Source organism: Actinacidiphila glaucinigra (genome assembly GCF_035918135.1).
GTDB classification, from domain to species: domain Bacteria; phylum Actinomycetota; class Actinomycetes; order Streptomycetales; family Streptomycetaceae; genus Actinacidiphila; species Actinacidiphila glaucinigra.
Genome location: NZ_CP109144.1, coordinates 5,403,989 through 5,423,330, shown reverse-complemented (window position 1 = coordinate 5,423,330; position 19,342 = coordinate 5,403,989). Strand labels below are relative to the sequence as shown.

Sequence of the window (19,342 nt, the reverse complement as noted above, 5' to 3'; positions counted from 1 at the left end):
CACCGGCGTGCGGCCGCCCGGGGCCGCCGCACGGGAACCGTCAGCGGTTCAGGATGGACAGGTCCTCTTCGGACTCAGGGACGGCGACCAGACCGCGGTCGTCCGGCATCGCCTGGATGGTGAACATGGGGACGCCGCCCTCCGGCAGGGCGAGCATCCGGGAGGCGTAGACCGGGCCGCCCGAGGCGGGTTCCACCGTGACGGCGAAGGCGCCCTTGCCCTCCGAGGGGGCGGGCGGCGACAGGACCACCGTCGTACCCCGCTTGACCGGGACGTCCTTGGTCACGGGCTCGCCGCCCTTCGTCGAGGCGGAGGTGACGACGCGCACGGTGGCGTCGCCTTCCGGCGCGGTGAGCGCGAGCGTCGAGCCCTTGGTGCGGTTGTCGGCTGCGCTGGCGCGGTCGCCGACGGGAGCGGTGGCGGGCAGGAAGGCGGTCTCCTGGCTGGCGCCCTTGCCGCGGGTGATCCGCAGGGCGGCGACCACGGGGGCCTCGTCGGAGGGGTCGGTCGGGCTCAGCACGAGTGAGCCGGCCTCGCCCTTGGTGAGGTCGCCGAGGTCGACGGCGCTGGTCATACCGCTCTTGACGTGGACGGTCTCGTGCCCGGCGGGGGTGATCTCACCGCCCGAGGAGGCGAGCCGCAGCTTCAGGTCGGCATCGCTGTCGCCGGTCGCGAAGACCACCAGGCGCACATCGGAGGCGTCGCCGGGAATGCCGGGCATGACGGCCCCGGGGGCGGGGTCGGTGGAGGCGGCCAGCCAGTCGCCGCCGGCCTTGGCGTCCTCGGCCTCCACGGTGGCGCCGACCCGGCCGCTGCGGGCGCTGACGTGCAGGGTGAGGGCGTCGGACTTCTCCGTGGTGAGCGTGGAGAGCAGGACGGGGACGGTCGCGCCCGGCGGCACCGTGATGCCGTCGGTCGTGCTGGTCTTCACCTCGCCCTTGTCGCCGTAGAGCCGGAGGTCGACGACGGCGGAGTTCTCGTCCGGGTTGGTCAGGTGGACGTAGTCCTGCCGGTCGGCGCCGGTGCTGACCCCGGGGAACCAGAACTCGCTGTCGGGCACGGCGCAGGAGGTGCCGAGCACCGCCCGGGCCGGGCCGGCGTCGACGACCGTGGTCTGCTGCACGGTCCAGCCGGGGGCGAGCGCTCCGTCGGCGGTGCCGATGAGGGCGGGCGCGTCGGCGGTCTCGGTGACCGCGGTGACCGGCTTGCCGGCCTCCTTCAGCGGTGCCACCGGCTTGCGCTTGGCGGCGGCCTTGCCGTCCTGGCCGGCGGCGGCCAGCAGGGCGGCGGTGCCTCCCGAGCCGGCGGAGTCGCCCTTGGGTGTGAAGGCGGTGTACGTGGTCGAGGCGAAGTCCGAGTCCGACGGCGCCGGGCAGGCCAGCGTGGACCGCTCGACGGGCAGCCGCGCGGCGCTCACCGCGGGCGCCGCGTCCGGGGTGCCCGCGCCGGTGACGGTGGCGACGCCGGCGACCGCGGCCAGGGCGGCGGTGACGCCGATCAGGGAGAGGGTGCTGCGGTTCACTGCTGGTTGCTCCCGTCGCGGCGGTAGCCGTCCGTGTCGTACGCGTCCGTGTCGTAGGTGCCGTAGGGGGCGTACGACGCGTCGTAGCCCTGCGGCTGCTGGGGCTGCTGGGGCTGCTCGTAGCCCTGCCGGTCGTAGCCGGGCTGCTGGGCCTGCTCCCCGTAGCCGTACGGGTCGTAGACCTGCTCCTGCGGCGGCTGGGCGGGCTGCTCGTAGCCGTAGGTGCTCTGGTAGTCGGCGGCCCACTGCTCCTGGCCGTACGGGTCGTCCTGCTGGGGGGCGGCGGCGTACGGGTCGTACTCGGCGTACTGCGCGTACTCGGCCTGCTCGGGTTGCGCGGGCTCGGCGGCCCGGGGTTCGGCGGGGGCCTCGTCCGCCTCCCCCTCGGCCTCGGCGGCGGCGCGCAGCCGGCGGGCGCGGCGGCCGTCGGCGCCGCCCTGCGCCGGGATGTCGGCGGCGGCCGCCGCCACGGGCACGGCCTCCGCGTCGGGCAGATCGTCGTCGACCTCGCGGCGCCGGCCCGGCAGGGCCATGACGACGAGCACCAGGCCGAGGAAGCCCTGGACCCACAGCCACACGGTGTGCGTGAACGGGTCGTCGTAGACGAGGTCGAGCCGGCCGCCGCTGCTGGGGAGCCGGAAGCCCTGGGCCCAGCCGTCGACGGTGGTGGCGGTGAGCTCCTTGCCGTCGAGGGTGGCGGTCCAGCCGGGGGCGGCGCGGTCGGCGAGGCGCAGCACACGGCCGTCCGCGCCGGCCGGGATGGTGGTGTGGGCCTCGACCTTGCCGGAGGCGACCGTCACGGGGCCGGCGGGGGTGTCGGCGTCCTCACCCGTGCCGCCGTCCGCGCCGGAGCCGCCGTCCTCTCCGTTGCCGGAGGGATCGACGATCGTGACGCGTGCGACGTCGTCGTCCACCCGCCACAGGGCGCTGCCGTCGTCCTGGCTGAGCCGGGACAGGCCCGGCGTGCTGTCGAGGGTGCGGCTCACCTCGCGCGGGGCGCCGCTCTGGACGAGGACGTAGCGGACGGCGTAGCCGCCGAGCTGGCTGGCCTGGTCGGCGCCGGAGCCGGCCACGAGGTTGCCGACGATCTTGGCGAGCCGGGCGTCGTCGCCGTCCGCGGCGGCGATCTCGGCGTCGCCGAGGCGGGCGCCGGCCCCCCGGACCAGGGCGTACGAGACGCGGGCGGGTGTGCCCGAGACGACGAGGGTGCGGGCCTGGTCGCGGGTGGTGCTCTCCTCGGCGACGAAGGCCGGCACCTGGGTCGGGTCGCGGCGCTCCAGCGGGCCGTCGGCGCCGCCGGCCATCCAGCCCACGGCGGCGGCCAGCGGGGCGAGCACGGCGGCCAGGGCGACGAGCGCGGCGACCGGCTGGCGCCAGCCGAAGCCGGAGGCGGCGAGCCGCTCCTTGGCGCCCTCGGCGCCGACCGCGGCCGCGGCGAGCAGGGCGAAGCCGTAGACGAGGGTGGCCGGGCCCGCCCAGGCGGTGGTGTTGGCGAGGACCGCGAAGACCAGGCCGGTCAGGGCGCCCGCCCAGGCGGTGACGATGGCCGAGCGGCGCTCGGCGCGCACCAGTGCGGCCAGCGCTGCCAGCACGATGCCCGCGAGCAGGAAGCCGCCGGCGGCGCCCGGGCCGCCGGGGTTGATCAGGAGGAGGTCGGTGGCGGTGGCCGACTTGGCGCCGAACGGCAGGCCGGCCTCGTCCAGGAAGCGCCGGGGGTGCGTGAGCAGCCCGAGCGACCAGGGCGCGAGCACCACCAGGGGGGCACCGAGGACGGCCAGGGCCCGCATGGCCAGCGGGACGAGCAGCCGGCCCTGTCCCCGCACGACGCGAGTGGCGATGGCGACGCCGACGAGCACCAGTGCGATCAGCCAGGTGATGGGGGTGAACGCGGTGGTGATCGTCAGCAGCAGCGCGACCGCCCAGGCGGCGCGCCACCCGGGTCGCAGACCGCGCTCGACGGCGTCGGCGGACATCCGCAGGCCCGCGGCGGAGACGGCGGCGCGGGCCATCAGCGGCAGCAGGACGGCCAGGACGGCGGTGCCGAGCCGGCCGCCGGCGAGGGCGCCGGTGGCGGCGGGCAGGAAGGCGTACGCGACGGCGCCCCAGGCGCGCAGCAGCCGGGAGTCGACCAGCGGCCGCGACACGAAGTAGGCGCTGAGGCCCGCGAGCGGCACCGAGGCGACCAGGAGCACGGTCAGGGCGAGGCCGGAACTCCCGAGCAGGATGCTCGACAGCGTGGCCACGATCGCCAGGTAGGGCGGCGCGGTCTCGGTGCTGCCGGCGCCGAGCGCGTGCCAGCCGCCGAGGTAGGAGCCCCACAGGTCGGAGGCGTCGGTGGCGGCGGGCAGCAGCGCGCCGCCGGACAGGGCGCCGCCGCCGAGGAGTGCGCGGCAGGCGATCAGGGAGAAGAGCAGCAGGACGGCGAAGAGCATCGGGGCGGGCTGCCGGGCGATGCGCTTGAGCAGCGCGAACTGCTCGACGTCCATGTACTCGCCGTCGTCGTCGCCACCGCTGGGACCGGACTCCAGCCCGCCGCCGTGACGTCCGGCGGAGGAGGCGTCGGCGGCCGCGCGGCCGGACACGTTGCTGACGACCTGCTCGACGGTGGCCCGTACGGTCGCGCCGGGCGGCGGGAAGAGCGGCCGCAGTTCGGAGGGCGGGACGACGGCCCGGGAGCGCCGGTGGCGGGCGCCGAGGAGGCGGCCGGGGCGCAGCAGGACCGAGAGCAGGCCGGTGATCTCGTCGACGGCCTGTCCGGGGACCTTGCCGACGAGGTAGGCCAGGGTGCGCAGCACGGTGCCGAGCACGATGCGCGCGAAGACGTACGGAAGCTGGACGCCGCGGGTGTTGGCCAGCAGCGTGAAGACGGCGCCCGCCTTGTCGACCCGGTGCGGGTTGACGGCGGAGCGGCCGGCGCAGTCGACGGGGCGGCGCTCGCGGGAGGCCGCCTCGGCGTGCCGCAGGACGGCGTCGGGGGCGACGAGCACGGTGTGGCCGGCGGACTGGGCGCGCCAGCAGAAGTCGACGTCGTCGCGCATGAGGGGCAGCCGGCGGTCGAACCCGCCGAGGTCCTCCCACACGTCGCGGCGCACCAGCATGCCCGCGCTGGAGACCGAGAGCACCTGGCGGACCTGGTCGTGCTGGCCCTGGTCCTGCTCGCGGCGCTCCAGCCCGGTCCAGCGGCGGCCGCTGCGGGCGATGGAGACGCCGACCTCCAGCAGCTGGCGCCGGTCGTACCAACTGCGCAGCTTGGGGCCGATGATCGCGGCGGAGGGCGAGGCGTCGGCGACCCTCAGCAGGTTGAGGAGGGCGTCCGGGGCGGGCTCGCAGTCGTCGTGCAGGAGCCACAGCCACTGCACGGGTTCGCCGTGCGGCTGGTCCGGCTCGTCGTAGGCGTCGTCGTTCCAGGTGCGGGTGGCCGGGTCCCAGCTGCTGCGCCGCCCCAGGTAGGGCAGTTGCTCCGCGGTCAGGGGCTCGGCGGCGCGTACGCACTCGTCGACGGCGGCGCCGAAGCCGTTGCGGCGGGCGAGGTGCAGGACGCGGTGGTCGCCGAGGCTCTCGGCGAGCAGCCGGGCGGAGTCGTCGGCGCTGCCGGTGTCGGCGGCGATGACGTCCTGGACCGGGCGGTCCTGGGAGACCAGACCCGAGAGCGCGTTGGGCAGCCAGCGGGCGCCGTCGTGGGCGACGAGCACGGCGGTGACGACGTGGCGCGGGAACTCCGGTGCCTGGGCGGCGTATTGAGTCCCGGCAGAACTGTTCACGGACATCGAGGTTCGGGCCCCGGTTCGCTGGACTTCGGACGACGCCTTGGGCGTCTCGGACGGGCCCCCACACTAACGGTTGCGGGAGGCGGCCCTTCCGGGTCCGGGGCACATATGCCGACGAAGCCTGCCGTGACGGACGCGAACCGGGCGGGTGCCGTGCGATCGCCCCCATGGGGTGCCGTACGGTCGCCGGCCGGGTGCCGGGGACGGGCGCTACACGACACCCTTCTTCAGCCGCCGGCGCTCGCGCTCGGACAGGCCGCCCCAGATGCCGAAGCGCTCGTCGTTGGCGAGGGCGTAGTCGAGGCAGTCGGAACGGACCTCGCAGGCGAGGCAGACCTTCTTGGCCTCGCGGGTGGAGCCGCCCTTCTCGGGGAAGAAGGACTCGGGGTCGGTCTGCGCGCACAGCGCGCGCTCCTGCCACCCGAGCTCTTCGTCGGCCTCTTCGGCCAGCAACAGCTGGAACAGCTCGGTCATGCGCGCCCCTCGTCTGTTTTCGCGTCCCCGTGATGTTGCCGTTACCTGCGACGGTCGAACGACACGAGTGAAATTACAAGTGTGCCGATACGGGCCAGTCAAGCCGAGATCTGCTATTGGGCCCGTTATTCACCCTGCGGAACCAAGGCCTGACAGAAAGTGTGTAAATCAGCCCAAACGTCCGCATACGTCAACCGCGGTCGACGCCCCTCGAGGGTGGCGATCACGATGCGATCACGAAAACACAACGACGTTTCACGAGGAGACGTTCCTGCGTACCCGTGTGGTTGCGTCGGCACTTTTCCTGGGCCTTCTGTGCACAAACCTTTCACCACGCCGAATAGCCGGATCAGGTGAAAGATTTACGACAAACCCGACATCAAGTTGACAGGTCGCCGAGGACCCGGTGTGCTAGGGCGCATGCCAGTGACCCACGCGCCTACCCGGACCTGCCGCCTCGGCGAGTTCCGTCGTGCCGTGGAAGCTCACTGTCGCTGTTCCAGCTGTTGCCGCTGAAGGACCTGTCCGAAGGACCCTTCCCAGCCCGCACAGCCTCATGCGCATGCCTGACGCTCCTCATCCCGTAGGAACTCCCGCACCCATGAACAGCGACGTCTCGATCGCCGGCGACCCCCTCGCCATCCCCCACCTCCTCCCGCCGGTTCCCGCCTACCCCGTCACCGTCGCGGAATTCGCCGGGCTGGCCCGCACGATCGCGGCGGACCGCGCCCGTTGGGCTCCGCGCGTCCGCTACGACGCCACCACCCGCTGGTACGACCGCCTGGAGACCGGACCCGGGTACGAGGTCTGGCTGCTCAGCTGGGTGCCCGGCCAGGGCAGCGGGCTGCACGACCACGGCCGCTCCTCGGGCGTGCTGACCGTCCTCGACGGCGAACTGACGGAGCGCGCCCTCGGCGGCAACGGCGAGACCCGCCGTTCACTCCTGCCGGGCCACCAGCGGGTGTTCGCCCCCGGATACGTCCACGAGGTGGTCAACGACTCCCTGGAAGGCGCGGTCAGCCTGCACGTCTACTTCCCGGGCCTGACGGAGATGACCCCCTACGCCTGCACCTCCGGGAAGCCGGCGGCGAAGGGGACGTTCGCTGGCTGACGCGGCGGACTGTCAGACTGTCCGCATGCGAATCGTGGTACTGGCCGGCGGCATCGGAGGAGCCCGTTTCCTGCGCGGCCTGCAGGCGGCGGCGCCGGAGGCGGACATCACCGTCATCGGCAACACCGGCGACGACATCCACCTGTTCGGCCTCAAGGTCTGCCCCGACCTCGACACCGTCATGTACACCCTCGGTGGCGGGATCCACGAGGAACAGGGCTGGGGCCGCGCCGACGAGACCTTCACGGTCAAGGAGGAACTGGCCGCCTACGGCGTGGGGCCCGAGTGGTTCGGTCTCGGCGACCGCGACTTCGCGACCCACATCGTGCGTACCCAGATGATCGGCGCGGGCTACCCGCTCAGCGCCGTCACCGAGGCGCTGTGCGCGCGCTGGAAGCCGGGCGTGCGGCTGATCCCGATGACCGACGACCGGATCGAGACGCACGTCGTCGTCGACGACCCGGACGCGGGCCCCGGCGGCGGGCGCAAGGCGGTCCACTTCCAGGAGTACTGGGTGCGGCTGCGGGCCTCCGTCCCGGCGTACGCGGTGCTGCCGGTCGGCGCGGAGGGCGCCAAGCCCGCGCCCGGCGTACTGGAGGCGATCGGCGAGGCGGACGTCATCCTCTTCCCGCCGTCCAACCCGGTGGTGTCGGTCGGCACGATCCTGGCCGTCCCCGGCATCCGAGAGGCGATCGCCGAGGCCGGCGTACCGGTGGTGGGCCTGTCCCCCATCGTCGGCGACGCCCCGGTGCGGGGCATGGCCGACAAGGTGCTGGCGGCGGTCGGCGTGGAGTCCACGGCGGCGGCGGTCGCCGCCCACTACGGCTCCGGGCTGCTGGACGGCTGGCTGGTCGACACCGTCGACGCCGGGTCGGTGGACGAGGTCGAGGCCGCGGGCATCCGCTGCCGGGCCGTGCCCCTGATGATGACGGACCTGGACGCGACGGCCGCGATGGCCCGCGAGGCGCTGACGCTGGCCGGGGAGGTGCGGGCGTGATCGCCTCCTATCGTGTGTGGGCCGTCACGGGCATGCCCGAGGTCGAGCCCGGCGCCGACCTCGCCAAGCTCGTCGCGGCGAGCACGCCGGAGCTGGCCGACGGCGACGTCCTCGTCGTCACCTCGAAGATCGTCAGCAAGGCCGAGGGGCGCGTCCTGCGCGCCGCCGACCGCGAGGCGGCGATCGACGCCGAGACGGTGCGGCTGGTCGCGCGGCGCGGGCCGACCCGGATCGTGGAGACACGGCACGGCTTCGTCATGGCCGCGGCCGGCGTGGACGCCTCCAACACGGCCCCCGGCACGGTGCTGCTGCTGCCCGAGGACCCGGACGCCTCCGCCCGCGCCATCCGGGCGGGGCTGCGGGAAGCGCTCGGCGTCAACGTCGGCGTGGTCGTCACCGACACCTTCGGGCGGCCCTGGCGGGAGGGTCTGACCGATGTCGCGGTCGGCGCGGCCGGGCTGCGCGTGCTGGACGACCTGCGGGGCGGGACCGACTCGCACGGCAACGAACTGGCCGTCACCGTCACGGCCCTGGCCGACGAACTCGCCGCGGCCGGGGACCTGGTGAAGGGCAAGTCCACCGGATCGCCCGTCGCCGTGGTCCGGGGCCTGGACCGCCTGGTGCTGCCCGCGCGGGACGACGGCGACGGCGGCCGCGCCCTCGTCCGGCCCGCCGCCAACGACATGTTCCGGCTGGGCACTTCGGAGGCCGTCCGCGAGGCTGTCTCCCTGCGGCGCACGATCCGCGACTTCACCGGCGAGCCCGTCGACGGCGCGGCCGTACGGCGCGCCGTGGCCCTCGCGGTCACCGCGCCGGCGCCGCACCACACGACGCCGTGGCGTTTCGTGCTGCTGGAGTCGGAACCGGCGCGGGTCCGCCTGCTGGACGCCATGCGCGACGCCTGGATCGCGGACCTGCGCCGCGACGGCCGCAGCGAGGAGTCCGTCGCCAAGCGGGTGCGCCGCGGCGACGTCCTGCGCAAGGCGCCGTACCTGGTGGTGCCCTGCCTGGTCGCGGACGGGGCGCACGACTACCCGGACCCGCGGCGGTCCGCGGCCGAGCGCGAGATGTTCGTGGTCGCCATGGGCGCGGCCGTGGAGAACTTCCTGGTGGCGCTGGCCGGCGAGCAGTTGGGGTCGGCGTGGGTGTCGTCCACGATGTTCTGCCGCGACGTGGTGCGCGAGGTGCTGGACCTGCCGGAGGACTGGGACCCGATGGGTGCCGTCGCCGTCGGCCGGCCCGCCGTGCCGCCGAAGGAGCGGCCGGGGCGGAGCGCGGAGGCGTTCATCGAGGTGCGCTGAGGGCGGGCGGAGATCGCCTCACCACCGAAAATGGGGCGGCCCCCCGCCCGCGCGACGTGATCTCACGTGCCCATGGCGGGTATGAGCATCACCGTGTGTCCGCCGCGGGCAGCCGCCGACCGGCTGGACGAGGCGATCGCCGACACGATGGCACCGTTCGAGATGGACGGCTCGTGCTTGGTTCTCGCAACGCGCCGTCGCGCCGGCTTGGTTCCCGCTCGGCACCACGCACACGCCACCCGACGGTCCTTCGACCTGAGGGCGAAACCCCTCTCTCCTGCCCTGCTCCGCAGGGGTCCGGTTCCTCTCCGGCCTGAAAGGCCGGGGCATCCTCGGAGGAACCTGGTGACGCGGCGGACGCGGCGGGACCCCGGTGCGCCTCGCGGGCTCCGTCACAGCGGCACGATGTTGCCCGGTGCCATGCGCGGGGCGCGACGCGGGGGGCGGCGGCCGGTGAGGAGGATGAGGCGGGCGGCGCGGTGGCGCTGGCCGGCGTAGGGCTCGAGGAGTTCGAGCATGACGGCGTCGTCGGAGCGGTGGGCACCGGTGAGGGCGTAGCCGACGGTGTGCGGCAGGTGGAGGTCGCCGACCGTGATCGCGTCGGGGTCGCCGTTGCTGCGCTGCAGGGTCTCGGCCGCGGTCCAGGGCCCGATGCCGGGGACGGCCTGGAGGCGGGCGAGGGCGTCGGCGGGGGCGAGGGTGGTGGCCTCTTCCATGCGGGCGGCGGCACTGGCGGCCCGGACCGCGGCGGCGGAGCGCTTGCCGTCGACGTTGGCGCGGTGCCACTCCCAGGAGGGGATCATCGCCCAGCCGCGGGCGTCGGGCATGACCCGCATGCGCAGCTCCTCGCCGGGGCCGGGGGCGGGCTCGCCGAAGCGCCACAGCAGGACCCGCCAGGAGCGGTAGGCCTCGTCGGAAGTGACCTTCTGCTCGAGGATCGCCGGGATCAGGGACTCCAGCACCAGGCCGGTACGGGTCAGCCGCAGGCCGGGGTTGCGCCGGTGCGCCTCGTGGACGACGCGGTGCCGGGCGGTGAAGGCGTCGGGGTCGTCGGCGTCGCCGAGCAGGCCGGGGAGGCGGTCCAGCAGCCACTCGGCGCCGGGACCCCAGGCCTCGGCCTCGATCTCGCCGCCGGAGGGGCGGGCGATGCGCAGGGTGCCGGGGCCCTCGGGGGTGCGCGAGGCGCGGTAGACCGCGCGGTCGGCGCCGACGCGGAACGCGGGGTCGCCGGGGCCGCGGCGCAGGGGGCCGAGCGTCAGGCCGAGGTCCAGGGGGCCACGCGGGGTCCAGCGGCGGGTGCGGCCGGGTGTGCGGGGGCCGGGGACGCGGCCGGCCGCGGCGCGGAGGAGTCGGGTCTGCTCGGGGTGCACCCCCCGAGCCTACGGCGTGCCCCGCCGGGCTTCCGGGCTTCCGGTTTTCCGGGCCGGTGGGCGGCGTGCGCCCACCGGCCGGGCCCGCGGCGGCTACTGGTCGGAGGAGAAGCGGACCGCGCCGTCCGGGATGACCGCGCCGCACCAGATGCGCACGCCGTGCCGCAGTTCGTTGCCGGCGCCGATGTGCGCTGCGTCGCCGATGACCGATCCGTGGACGACGGTGCGCTCGCCGATGACCGCGCCGGCGCCGATGAGGGAGTCCACGACGGTCGCACCGGGGTGGACGACGGCGCCCGCCAGGATCGTGCTGCCCTCGACGACCGCTCCGGCGCCGATGACGGCGCCCGCGGAGACGGCGGTGCCGCCGGTCAGCTTGGCGTCGTCGGCGATCCGGGCGCCCTCCAGGACGAGGCGTTCGCCGCAGCGGCCGGGGACGGCCGGGGAGGGCGCGTGGCCGAGGACGAGGTCGGCGGAGCCGCGGACGAAGGCGTGCGGGGTGCCGAGGTCGAGCCAGTACGTCGAGTCGACCATGCCCTGCAGATGGGCGCCGTCGGCGAGCAGACCGGGGAAGGTCTCACGCTCGACGGAGACGGCGCGGCCGGTGGGGATGGAGTCGATGACGGAACGGTCGAAGACGTAGGCGCCCGCGTTGATCTGGTCGGTGACGATCTCCTCGGGCGTCTCCGGCTTCTCCAGGAACGCGGTGACGCGGCCGGTGGCGTCGGTCGGCACGAGTCCGAAGGCGCGCGGGTCCTCGACCCGGGTCAGGTGGAGGGAGACGTCGGCGCCCGAGTCCCGGTGGGTGGCGACGAGGCCGGCGATGTCGAGGCCGGTGAGGATGTCCCCGTTGAAGACCAGGACCGGGTCGCCGGGCGCGGAGTCCAGTCGGTCGGCGACGTTGCGGATGGCGCCGCCGGTGCCGAGCGGCTCGTCCTCGGTGACGTACTCAAGACGCAGCCCCAGCGCGGACCCGTCGCCGAAGTGCGGCTCGAAGACCTCGGCCAGGTAGGAGGTCGCCAGGACGATGTGCTCGACGCCCGCCGCGCGTGCCCGGGCCAACTGGTGGGTGAGGAACGGGACACCGGCCGCGGGGACCATCGGCTTGGGGGTGTGCACCGTCAGGGGGCGCAGCCTGGTGCCCTTGCCGCCGACCAAGAGGATCGCTTCAGTCACCTGTTTTTGTCTCCGCTTCCTGGCGGGCCGAACGCATGAGCGGCCAATCCTATGCAGGGTGCGATCAGCGGCCCTGGAGCCCCGCCGCGGTGCGGCGGATGATGCCGAGATCGTCGTACAGCTCCGTTCCTGGGCATTGCGTGGCGAATCCGTCCCGGTGGCCCGAGATGACGTTCATGCGGACCCGCGTACCCTTCGGGTACTTGTTGCTCCCTCCGGACACCAGATATGTCATGCCCTCCGGGTTGTGGCCGTAAATTCCGAGTTTCCAGGCGGCGAGCCCGGCGACGGCCGACAGGGACTCGCGGCTGGGCTCTTCCTCGGAGTAGTCGCCGAGCACGGCGATGCCCATGGTGTGCTCGTTGAAGCCGAGGGTGTGCGCGCCGAAGACGGCCTTGGAGACGCCGCCGCTGCGGCCTTCGTAGATGTTTCCGCACTTGTCGACGAGGAAGTTGTAGCCGATGTCGCGCCAGCCGCTGCTCTTGACGTGGTAGCGGTAGATACCGCGGATGACCGAGGGGGAGTCGGAGCACTCGTAGTCGTTGCCGGTCGCGGTGTGGTGGACGAAGATCGCGCTGACGGCGTCGGTGAGCTCCGAGTCCTCGCTGCGCAGTTGCTCGTCGGCGCCCCAGCCGAAGCGGGTGACGATGCGGGGGCGCCCGCCGGTGAAGCGCTGCCCGGTGACGGCCTCGGTCTGGGACCGGCTCAGCGCGGGGACGAAGGGGGACTCGACCGGGGTGCCCGAGTCGTCGCTCGGGTCCGCGGCGTTGTCGGTGGTGGTGCCGTCCTGCCGGCTGCCGCCGAGCGGGTAGCCGCCCTCGCTGGGGCCGACACCGTCGAAGGGGTCACCGCCGGAGGGGTCACCGCCGGAGGGGTCACCGCCGGAGGGGCCGTCAGTCTCGGCGGGATCGCCGCCGGAGGGCTCCCCCGGGAAGGCGCCGCCGCCGTCGGGGCCGTCTGTCGTACCGTCACCGTGCGGGACGCCGCCCCCCGGGCCGGCTGGGCCGGGGTCCAACGCGGCGTCGGGGTCGAGGTAGCTGCCTCCCAGGTCGCCGCTCAGGTCGCCGCCGGGGCCGTCCCCGAGACCGTCACCCGGTTCGTCCCCGGGGTCGACCATCTCCAGCCGCAGCCCCTTGGGCAGGCCCGGCTGCACCCCCCGCCTGCCGCCGGCGGGCGCCTCGGGCACGACCCGCACCTCGACCCCGTCGGAACGGCCGACCCACAGCGGGGAGGTCGAGCCGCGCACCGCGGCGGCCGAGCCCTCGGACGAGCCGGCGTCGGGGGCGTCGTCGCTGTGCGCCTCGACGGTGCGCCACTTCGACCAGGTGCCGGTGCCGGTGGCGCGGGTCCTGACCTGGACGGTGCCCCGCAGGTCGGTGCCGACGTCGTCCCAGGTGATGCCGATCATGGAGAAGGGCCGCACGGCGCGGGCCGGCAGCCCCTGGGAGAGCGGGGCGCCGATGACACGGCCGGACGTGGCGAGCGGGGCCAGGGGGAGGGTTCGGGTGGCGCCGGGGGACGTGTCGGGGGTGGCCGCCCGCACCGGCGTGTGAACCGTGGCGGTGGCACCGGAGGGGAAGGCGAGCGGCAGGGCGAGGGCAGCCATGCACGCCGCGGAGATCGACGTCGCAAGAAGTGCACGCATGGGAAGAACAGTTACATAAGGCCTCAGAACGCGCAGCCGGGATCTGACGGACTGTCCTCTTCTGCCGGGCCATCAGCGGCGCCCGTGACGCCGCCGCCTGACGTAGCCTGGGCCGCGTGACATCGACTGCCCGCACACCCGCCGACCTGCTGCGTTCCGCGCTCTCGGCGGACCCCGCCCGGCCCCTGGTCACCTTCTACGACGACGCCACCGGTGAACGCGTCGAACTGTCGGTGGCCACCTTCGGCAACTGGGTGGCCAAGACCGCCAACCTCATCCAGGAAGAACTGGGCGCCCAGCCGGGTGACCGGGCGGCGCTGCTGCTGCCGGCGCACTGGCAGACCGCGGTATGGGTGCTCGCCTGCTTCTCCACCGGCGTGGTCGTGGTGCCCGGGGGCGACCCGGGCCGCGCCGACCTCGTGGTGTCCGGCCCGGACACGCTGGAGGAGGCCCGCGCCTGCTCCGGCGAACGGGTCGCGCTGGCGCTGCGCCCGCTGGGCGGCCGCTTCCCGCAACCACCGGATGGTTTCCTCGACTACGCGGTCGAGGTGCCCTCCCAGGGCGACCGCTTCGTCCCGTACGCGCCGGTGGACGCGGACGCGCCGGCGCTGGAGCTGCCGGGCGGGGAGGAGCTCACCGGCGCGGAGGTGACCGGGCGGGCCCGGGCGTCCGCCGCCGCCCTGGGGCTGACGGCCGGGGCACGGCTGCTGTCGGGCCGCTCGTACGACGACTGGGACGGTCTGGCCGCCGGGTTGCTGGCGCCGCTGGCGGCGGGCGCCTCCGTGGTGCTCTGCCGCAATCTGGACCGGCTGCCCCCCGCCGACCTGGACAAACGCCGGGAGAGCGAGCGGGTGACCCACACGGCGTAGCCGGGCGCCCGGCCCGCCGTCCCCGGCGGTCTCGGACGGAATTGAACAACTCCGCACAACCGAGGGCGGGATTGAACGGTCTTTATAGGTGACCTGATCATCAGCAGCACCTGTAAGGACGGGCCCGGACGTGACCACGCCAGCCGATTCGCCGGAAGCCGAGGACACCCCTCCCGGCGAGGACGCCCCTCCCGCCGCGGCCCCGCCGAGGAAGCGCCGCCGCACCTGGCTGCGCGTCCTCGCCGTGGTCGTCTCCCTGGTACTGCTGGCCGGGGCGGGGGTCTCCTGGTACCTCTACAAGCAGCTCGACGGGAACATCCGGACGGACACGGACACCGCCCACGAACTGATGCGGGTGAAGTCCGAGCGGCCCAAGGTGCTGCCCGAGGCGACCACCGCCGAGAACATCCTGCTGCTGGGTTCGGACAACCGCGGCGACGGCAACGGCAAGTACGGTCAGGACACCGGCACCCAGCGCTCGGACACGGCGATACTGCTGCACCTGGCCGCCGACCGGAAGAGCGCGACGGCGGTCAGCCTGCCGCGCGACCTCATGGTCGACATCCCCTCCTGCCGGCGGTCCGACGGCAGCATGACCGGCCCCCAGCTCGCCCAGTTCAACTGGGCGTTCGAGTTCGGGGGCACCGCCTGCGCGATCCGTACGGTGGAGAAGCTGACCGGGATCCGCGTCGACCACCACCTCGTGGTGGACTTCAACGGCTTCAAGAAGATGGTCGACGCGGTCGACGGCGTCGAGGTCTGCGTCCCGCACGCCGTGCACGACCAGGACGCGCACCTGGACCTGGAGGCCGGCCGGCAGGTGCTGAAGGGTGAGCAGGCCCTGGGCTACGTCCGGGCCCGCAAGGGCATCGGCGACGGCAGCGACACCCAGCGGATGGACCGCCAGCAGCAGTTCCTCGCCTCCCTGGTGCAGAAGGTCGACTCCACGGGGGTGTTGCTCAACCCCACCAAGCTCTACCCGCTGCTGGACGCCGCGACCTCCTCGCTCACCGCCGACGAGGGCCTCGACTCGCTGGCCGAGCTGTACGAACTGGCGCAGAGCCTGCGCAAGACGCCCACCGACCAGGTGCGTTTCCTCACCGTGCCGCGGCGCCCCTACACGGCCGACCCCAACCGTGACGAGCTGGTGCAGCCCGCCGCGGACGAGCTGTTCACGACCCTGCGCGGGGACGGGCAGGTGACCGTCGAGGGGGACGAGGACTCCGCTTCGGGCTCCGCCCGCCCGACGGACGGCGGAACCTCCACCGCCCCTCCGGCATCTCCCACACCGTCAAGCTCGGCGAGCGCCTCCCCCTCGTACCGCGGCACCACCGCCGATCGCGATGTGTGCGACGGCAGCGGGGATTGAACAGTTTGTCCAGTTGTAGGGGAGCGGAATTTGTCAGCCGCGGACGTAGACGCTGAACTGTGGGGTTAGTGTGAGCGATCCGGCCTGTTGCAGCGGCCGAGACGGAGGACTCGATCGACCGTGGACACGCAAGGCCGTAGGCAGCACGTCGACCCGGCGGATCAGTGGGTTTTCGATCCCGAGACGGGCAGCTACCAGTTGCGGCTGGACCCGCCGCAGCAGCCGGAGCGAGGCGTTCCCGCACAGGGGACGGGCCGGCGGGCCCAGCGCGTCCAGCCGCAGGGCGGCGGCCGCGCACGGCAGGGCCGTTCCGGCGCCGAGGACGAGGGCCACGGCACGGCCGGCGGCCGCTCCGCCGACGGCGGCCGTACGGCGGGCGCCGGGCGGGCAGCGGGCAACGGCCGTGCGGCGGGCGGCAGCCGTGCCGCCGGCGGCGCCAGGGGCGAGGGCGGCGGCCGGGCGGCCGCACGCACCAGCCGGCGCCGCCCCAAGGCGCGGAAGTCGGCCAAGAAGCGGGCCCTGATCTGGACCGCCGGCACGCTCGGGGTCGTGGTCATCGCGGCGTGCATCGGCGTCTACGCGCTGTACCAGCAGCTCAACGGCAACATCAACACGATCGACCCGGGCATCGGCTCCAAGAACGCCACGTCCACCGGGCCGGTCAACATCCTGGTCATCGGCACCGACAGCCGCAAGGGCCTGAAGGGCAAGTACGGCGACTCGGCCAACGTCGGCCACGCCGACACCACGATCCTCTTCCACGTCTCCAAGGACCGCTCCAACGCGACGGCGCTGAGCATCCCCCGCGACATCATCACCGACATCCCGGACTGCCCGACGAAGCAGCCCGACGGCTCCACGAAGATCATCCCGGCGGAGAGCGACGTCCGCTTCAACACCAGCCTGGGCCAGTACGGCCGCGACCCGGGCTGCACGATGCGCACCGTCAAGGCGCTGACCGGCATCACCCCCGACCATTTCATGATGGCCAACTTCGACGCGGTGAAGGACCTGTCGACGGCGGTCGGCGGCGTCGAGGTGTGCCTGGCCAAGGACATCGACGATCCGGACTCGCACCTGAAGCTGGCCAAGGGACGGCACACCGTCGCGGGCGAGCAGGCGCTGGCCTTCGTCCGCACCCGGCACAGCGTCGGCTTCGGCGGCGATCTGAGCCGCATCGAACTGCAGCAGCAGTTCCTCAGCTCGATGATGCGCACGATGAAGTCGGGCGACACGCTGACCAGTCCGACGAAGCTGCTCAAGCTGGCGAACACGGCGACGAAGGCGCTCACCGTCGACACCGGCATCGGCAGCGTGACCAAGCTCAGCGAGCTCGCCAAGGACCTGAGCCGGGTCGACACCAAGAACATCACCTTCGCGACGGTGCCGGTGATAGACAACCCGGCCGAGAAGGTGCACACCACGGTGGTGCTGGACGAGACCAAGGCGCCGCAGCTGTTCAGCATGGTCAGGGACGACGTCTCGCTGACCGAGGTGAAGAAGAAGCAGAAGGCGTCCGACGCGGCCAGGCTCAAGGGCCCCAAGGCCGACCCGATCGACGTACGGGTCGAGGTGCTGAACGGCAGCGGGGTCTTCGGCGCCGCCCAGGACACCGTCAACTGGCTGCAGAACGACGAGGGTGTCAGCCGCTCCACCAACGGCGGCAACGCGCCCGCCGAGGTGAAGAAGACGACGCTGGAGTACGCGCCCAACCAGGCCGACCAGGCACGCCGGCTGGCCGCCATGATGGGGCTGCCGGCCTCCGCGCTCAAGCAGGGCACCGAGGACGCCGCGCCGCGCGCCAACATGACGCTCACCCTGGGCAAGGACTTCAAGCAGGCGGGCACGCCGATCGCCACGCCGACGAAGGCGCCCGAGGGCATCCAGAAGGTCGAGGCGGACGACAAGAGCGTGTGTGCCAAGTAGCCGCCCGTTACGGGCACCAGGGTCGACAGGGGTATCAGGGGTGGGAACCGGACGATGACGGACAGTCGTGTGCGCGATCTCGGCTGGGACGACAGCCTCTACGACGACCACCCGCGGGACGGGGCGGCGCGGCGGGGCGCGGACACGGGGCGGACCCCGCACACGGACCCGGCGGACGAGGGCGACGGGCCGCCGGGCGGCCAGCGGCCGAAGCGCCGCGGACGCCGTGTCGTCCGGTGGACCGCCGTCACCCTCGCGGTGCTCATCCTCGGGACGGCGGGGGCCGGTTACGCGTACTACGAGCACCTCAGCGACAACATCCGCAAGGGGAAGCGGAACAGCGGCGACAGCGACGTGGCGAAGGCGCCGACGAACGCGATGAACATCCTGCTGCTGGGCGCCGACGGCCGTAACTCCGCGGAGAACCTCAAGCTGGGCGGCGCCAAGTACACCAAGGGCGATCCGCCCCGCGCCGACGTGATCATGCTGCTCCACCTCTCGGCCGACCGCAGCAACATGTCCGTGGTGAGCATCCCGCGCGACACCCGGGTGCCGATCCCGGAGTGCACCGATCCGGAGACGGGCAGGAAGTTCGCCGCCACGACCCACGCGATCATCAACGAGAGCCTGATGCGCGGGGGCCCCGGCTGCACGCTCGCCACCGTGCAGAACCTCACCAAGGTCTACATCGACCACTGGATGACGATCGACTTCGCCGGTGTGGTGAAGATGGCCGACGCGGTCGGCGGCGTCGAGGTCTGCCTGAACCAGCCCGTGTGGGACCACCCGACCCCGCAGCAGCCGGGCGGCTCCGGGCTGAAGCTGAAGGCGGGCGCGCAGAAGATCACCGGCAAGACGGCGCTGCAGTGGCTGCGCACCCGGCACGCCTTCGAGAGCGACCTCGGGCGCGCCCGGGCGCAGCACATGTACATGAACTCGATGGTGCGTGAACTGCGCTCGCAGAACGTCTTCACCGACGCCGGACGGCTGGGGGACCTCGCCGAGGCCGCCACCAACGCGCTGCAGGTCTCGGAGGAGATAGGCACCCCGAAGAAGCTCTTCGACCTCGGCATGCAGCTCAAGAGCGTCCCGTCGGACCGGATCACGATGCTGACCATGCCGCCCGTCACGGACACCGAGAACGACCAGCACTACATGCCGGACCCGGTGGCCGCCCCCAAGGTGTGGTCGCGGCTGGTCCACGACCTCCCCTTCGACGACAAGGGGAAGAAGAAGGCGGAGAAGAAGCCCGTCGAGTCCGGGCCGGCCGCCCGGCCCGCCGCGGACGTCCCGGTCGCGGTGGTCAACGGCACCGCGGGCGACGCCGCGGGCACCCCGGTAAACGGCCGGGCGGGCGTCCTGGCCGAGACGCTGGTCCGGTCCGGCTTCGGTCAGGCGGAGGCGGTCGGCACGGCGCAGCCGTCGGCGGCCACCGTCATCGAGTACCCGGCCGCCCAGGGTGCGCAGGGCCGCTCGGACGCGCTCGCCGTGGCGAAGGTGTTCAAGCTCCCCGCCGGAGTTGTGAAGGAATCCTCACATGTCGGCTCCGTCACACTCGTCGTGGGCGCCGACTGGCGCGACGGAACGGTCTTCCAGGGTGCCGCCGACGACGACGGAACGCTGCCCAAGAGCGCCGGGGCCCTTAACGGAGCGAATGATTCAGCCTGCATGGACGTGTACAGGCCATATCGCTGGGATCCCGATTTGGGGTAGTGCGCACGATCGCTTTACACAGCCGATAAGAAACCAAAGCCTTGACCCCGTCGCGGTTTATGTATCGTGACCTCCAACCATTCGCGAGCAGGGCTGTTCCGG

At 73.3% G+C, this 19,342-nt stretch carries 13 protein-coding genes; 7 read left to right on the top strand and 6 right to left on the bottom strand.

Annotated elements, in window-relative coordinates; translation table 11 throughout:
• Positions 1 to 40: 40 nt before the first annotated feature.
• The 3 genes from OIE69_RS24395 to OIE69_RS24385 form a co-directional block, all read right to left on the bottom strand.
• Positions 41 to 1,522 (bottom strand): DUF5719 family protein, encoded by a 1,482-nt coding sequence (locus tag OIE69_RS24395; protein ID WP_326575602.1) that lies wholly within the window; start codon positions 1,520 to 1,522, stop codon positions 41 to 43.
• On the bottom strand, positions 1,519 to 5,289 hold the full coding sequence (locus tag OIE69_RS24390; RefSeq protein WP_326575600.1) for a glycosyltransferase: 3,771 nt from the start codon (positions 5,287 to 5,289) through the stop codon (positions 1,519 to 1,521). Before OIE69_RS24390 ends, OIE69_RS24395 begins: the two co-directional genes overlap by 4 nt.
• Positions 5,290 to 5,499: 210 nt before the next feature.
• The gene (locus tag OIE69_RS24385; protein WP_018559705.1) at positions 5,500 to 5,763 is read right to left on the bottom strand and encodes a WhiB family transcriptional regulator; all 264 of its coding nucleotides are present in this window, start codon (positions 5,761 to 5,763) and stop codon (positions 5,500 to 5,502) included.
• A 601-nt stretch (positions 5,764 to 6,364) separates the two neighbouring features.
• Between OIE69_RS24385 and OIE69_RS24380 the strand changes: the two genes are divergently transcribed.
• The 3 genes from OIE69_RS24380 to OIE69_RS24370 are packed head-to-tail and all read left to right on the top strand — an operon-like array spanning position 6,365 to position 9,172.
• Positions 6,365 to 6,874: a cysteine dioxygenase gene (locus tag OIE69_RS24380; protein ID WP_018559706.1), complete on the top strand. Its 510-nt coding sequence runs from the start codon at positions 6,365 to 6,367 to the stop codon at positions 6,872 to 6,874.
• A gap of 25 nt (positions 6,875 to 6,899) precedes the next feature.
• On the top strand, positions 6,900 to 7,871 hold the full coding sequence (gene cofD, locus OIE69_RS24375) for a 2-phospho-L-lactate transferase (protein ID WP_326575596.1): 972 nt from the start codon (positions 6,900 to 6,902) through the stop codon (positions 7,869 to 7,871).
• Between the two features lie 32 nt (positions 7,872 to 7,903).
• Entirely contained in the window at positions 7,904 to 9,172 is a 1,269-nt protein-coding gene (locus OIE69_RS24370; RefSeq protein ID WP_392567675.1) for a coenzyme F420-0:L-glutamate ligase, read from the top strand.
• Between the two features lie 392 nt (positions 9,173 to 9,564).
• Here the strand turns inward: OIE69_RS24370 and OIE69_RS24365 are convergent, their stop codons facing one another.
• From OIE69_RS24365 to OIE69_RS24355, 3 genes are all read right to left on the bottom strand, one after another.
• Entirely contained in the window at positions 9,565 to 10,542 is a 978-nt protein-coding gene (locus OIE69_RS24365; RefSeq protein ID WP_392567562.1) for a DNA-3-methyladenine glycosylase family protein, read from the bottom strand.
• Between the two features lie 93 nt (positions 10,543 to 10,635).
• The gene (gene manB / locus OIE69_RS24360) at positions 10,636 to 11,718 is read right to left on the bottom strand and encodes a mannose-1-phosphate guanylyltransferase (RefSeq protein ID WP_026251107.1); all 1,083 of its coding nucleotides are present in this window, start codon (positions 11,716 to 11,718) and stop codon (positions 10,636 to 10,638) included.
• A 64-nt stretch (positions 11,719 to 11,782) separates the two neighbouring features.
• Entirely contained in the window at positions 11,783 to 13,363 is a 1,581-nt protein-coding gene (locus tag OIE69_RS24355; protein WP_326575591.1) for a peptidoglycan recognition protein family protein, read from the bottom strand.
• Between the two features lie 116 nt (positions 13,364 to 13,479).
• Between OIE69_RS24355 and OIE69_RS24350 the strand changes: the two genes are divergently transcribed.
• The 4 genes from OIE69_RS24350 (at position 13,480) to OIE69_RS24335 (ending at position 19,240) form a co-directional block, all read left to right on the top strand.
• Positions 13,480 to 14,232, top strand: a complete 753-nt coding sequence (locus tag OIE69_RS24350; RefSeq protein ID WP_326575589.1) for a TIGR03089 family protein — start codon at positions 13,480 to 13,482, stop codon at positions 14,230 to 14,232.
• A 130-nt stretch (positions 14,233 to 14,362) separates the two neighbouring features.
• Positions 14,363 to 15,601 (top strand): LCP family protein, encoded by a 1,239-nt coding sequence (locus OIE69_RS24345; protein WP_326575587.1) that lies wholly within the window; start codon positions 14,363 to 14,365, stop codon positions 15,599 to 15,601.
• Between the two features lie 120 nt (positions 15,602 to 15,721).
• Positions 15,722 to 17,527, top strand: a complete 1,806-nt coding sequence (locus OIE69_RS24340; RefSeq protein WP_326575585.1) for an LCP family protein — start codon at positions 15,722 to 15,724, stop codon at positions 17,525 to 17,527.
• A gap of 54 nt (positions 17,528 to 17,581) precedes the next feature.
• Positions 17,582 to 19,240 (top strand): LCP family protein, encoded by a 1,659-nt coding sequence (locus tag OIE69_RS24335; RefSeq protein ID WP_326575584.1) that lies wholly within the window; start codon positions 17,582 to 17,584, stop codon positions 19,238 to 19,240.
• Positions 19,241 to 19,342: the final 102 nt, after the last annotated feature.

What these genes read in the sequence shown, in the direction of transcription:
- OIE69_RS24380 (WP_018559706.1), top strand. Translation starts at nt 6,365, where the DNA reads ATGAACAGCGACGTCTCGATCGCCGGCGACCCCCTCGCCATCCCCCAC.
- OIE69_RS24355 (WP_326575591.1), bottom strand. Translation starts at nt 13,363, where the DNA reads ATGCGTGCACTTCTTGCGACGTCGATCTCCGCGGCGTGCATGGCTGCC.
- OIE69_RS24335 (WP_326575584.1), top strand. Translation starts at nt 17,582, where the DNA reads ATGACGGACAGTCGTGTGCGCGATCTCGGCTGGGACGACAGCCTCTAC.
- OIE69_RS24385 (WP_018559705.1), bottom strand. Translation starts at nt 5,763, where the DNA reads ATGACCGAGCTGTTCCAGCTGTTGCTGGCCGAAGAGGCCGACGAAGAG.
- cofD (WP_326575596.1), top strand. Translation starts at nt 6,900, where the DNA reads ATGCGAATCGTGGTACTGGCCGGCGGCATCGGAGGAGCCCGTTTCCTG.
- OIE69_RS24390 (WP_326575600.1), bottom strand. Translation starts at nt 5,289, where the DNA reads ATGTCCGTGAACAGTTCTGCCGGGACTCAATACGCCGCCCAGGCACCG.
- OIE69_RS24370 (WP_392567675.1), top strand. Translation starts at nt 7,904, where the DNA reads ATGCCCGAGGTCGAGCCCGGCGCCGACCTCGCCAAGCTCGTCGCGGCG.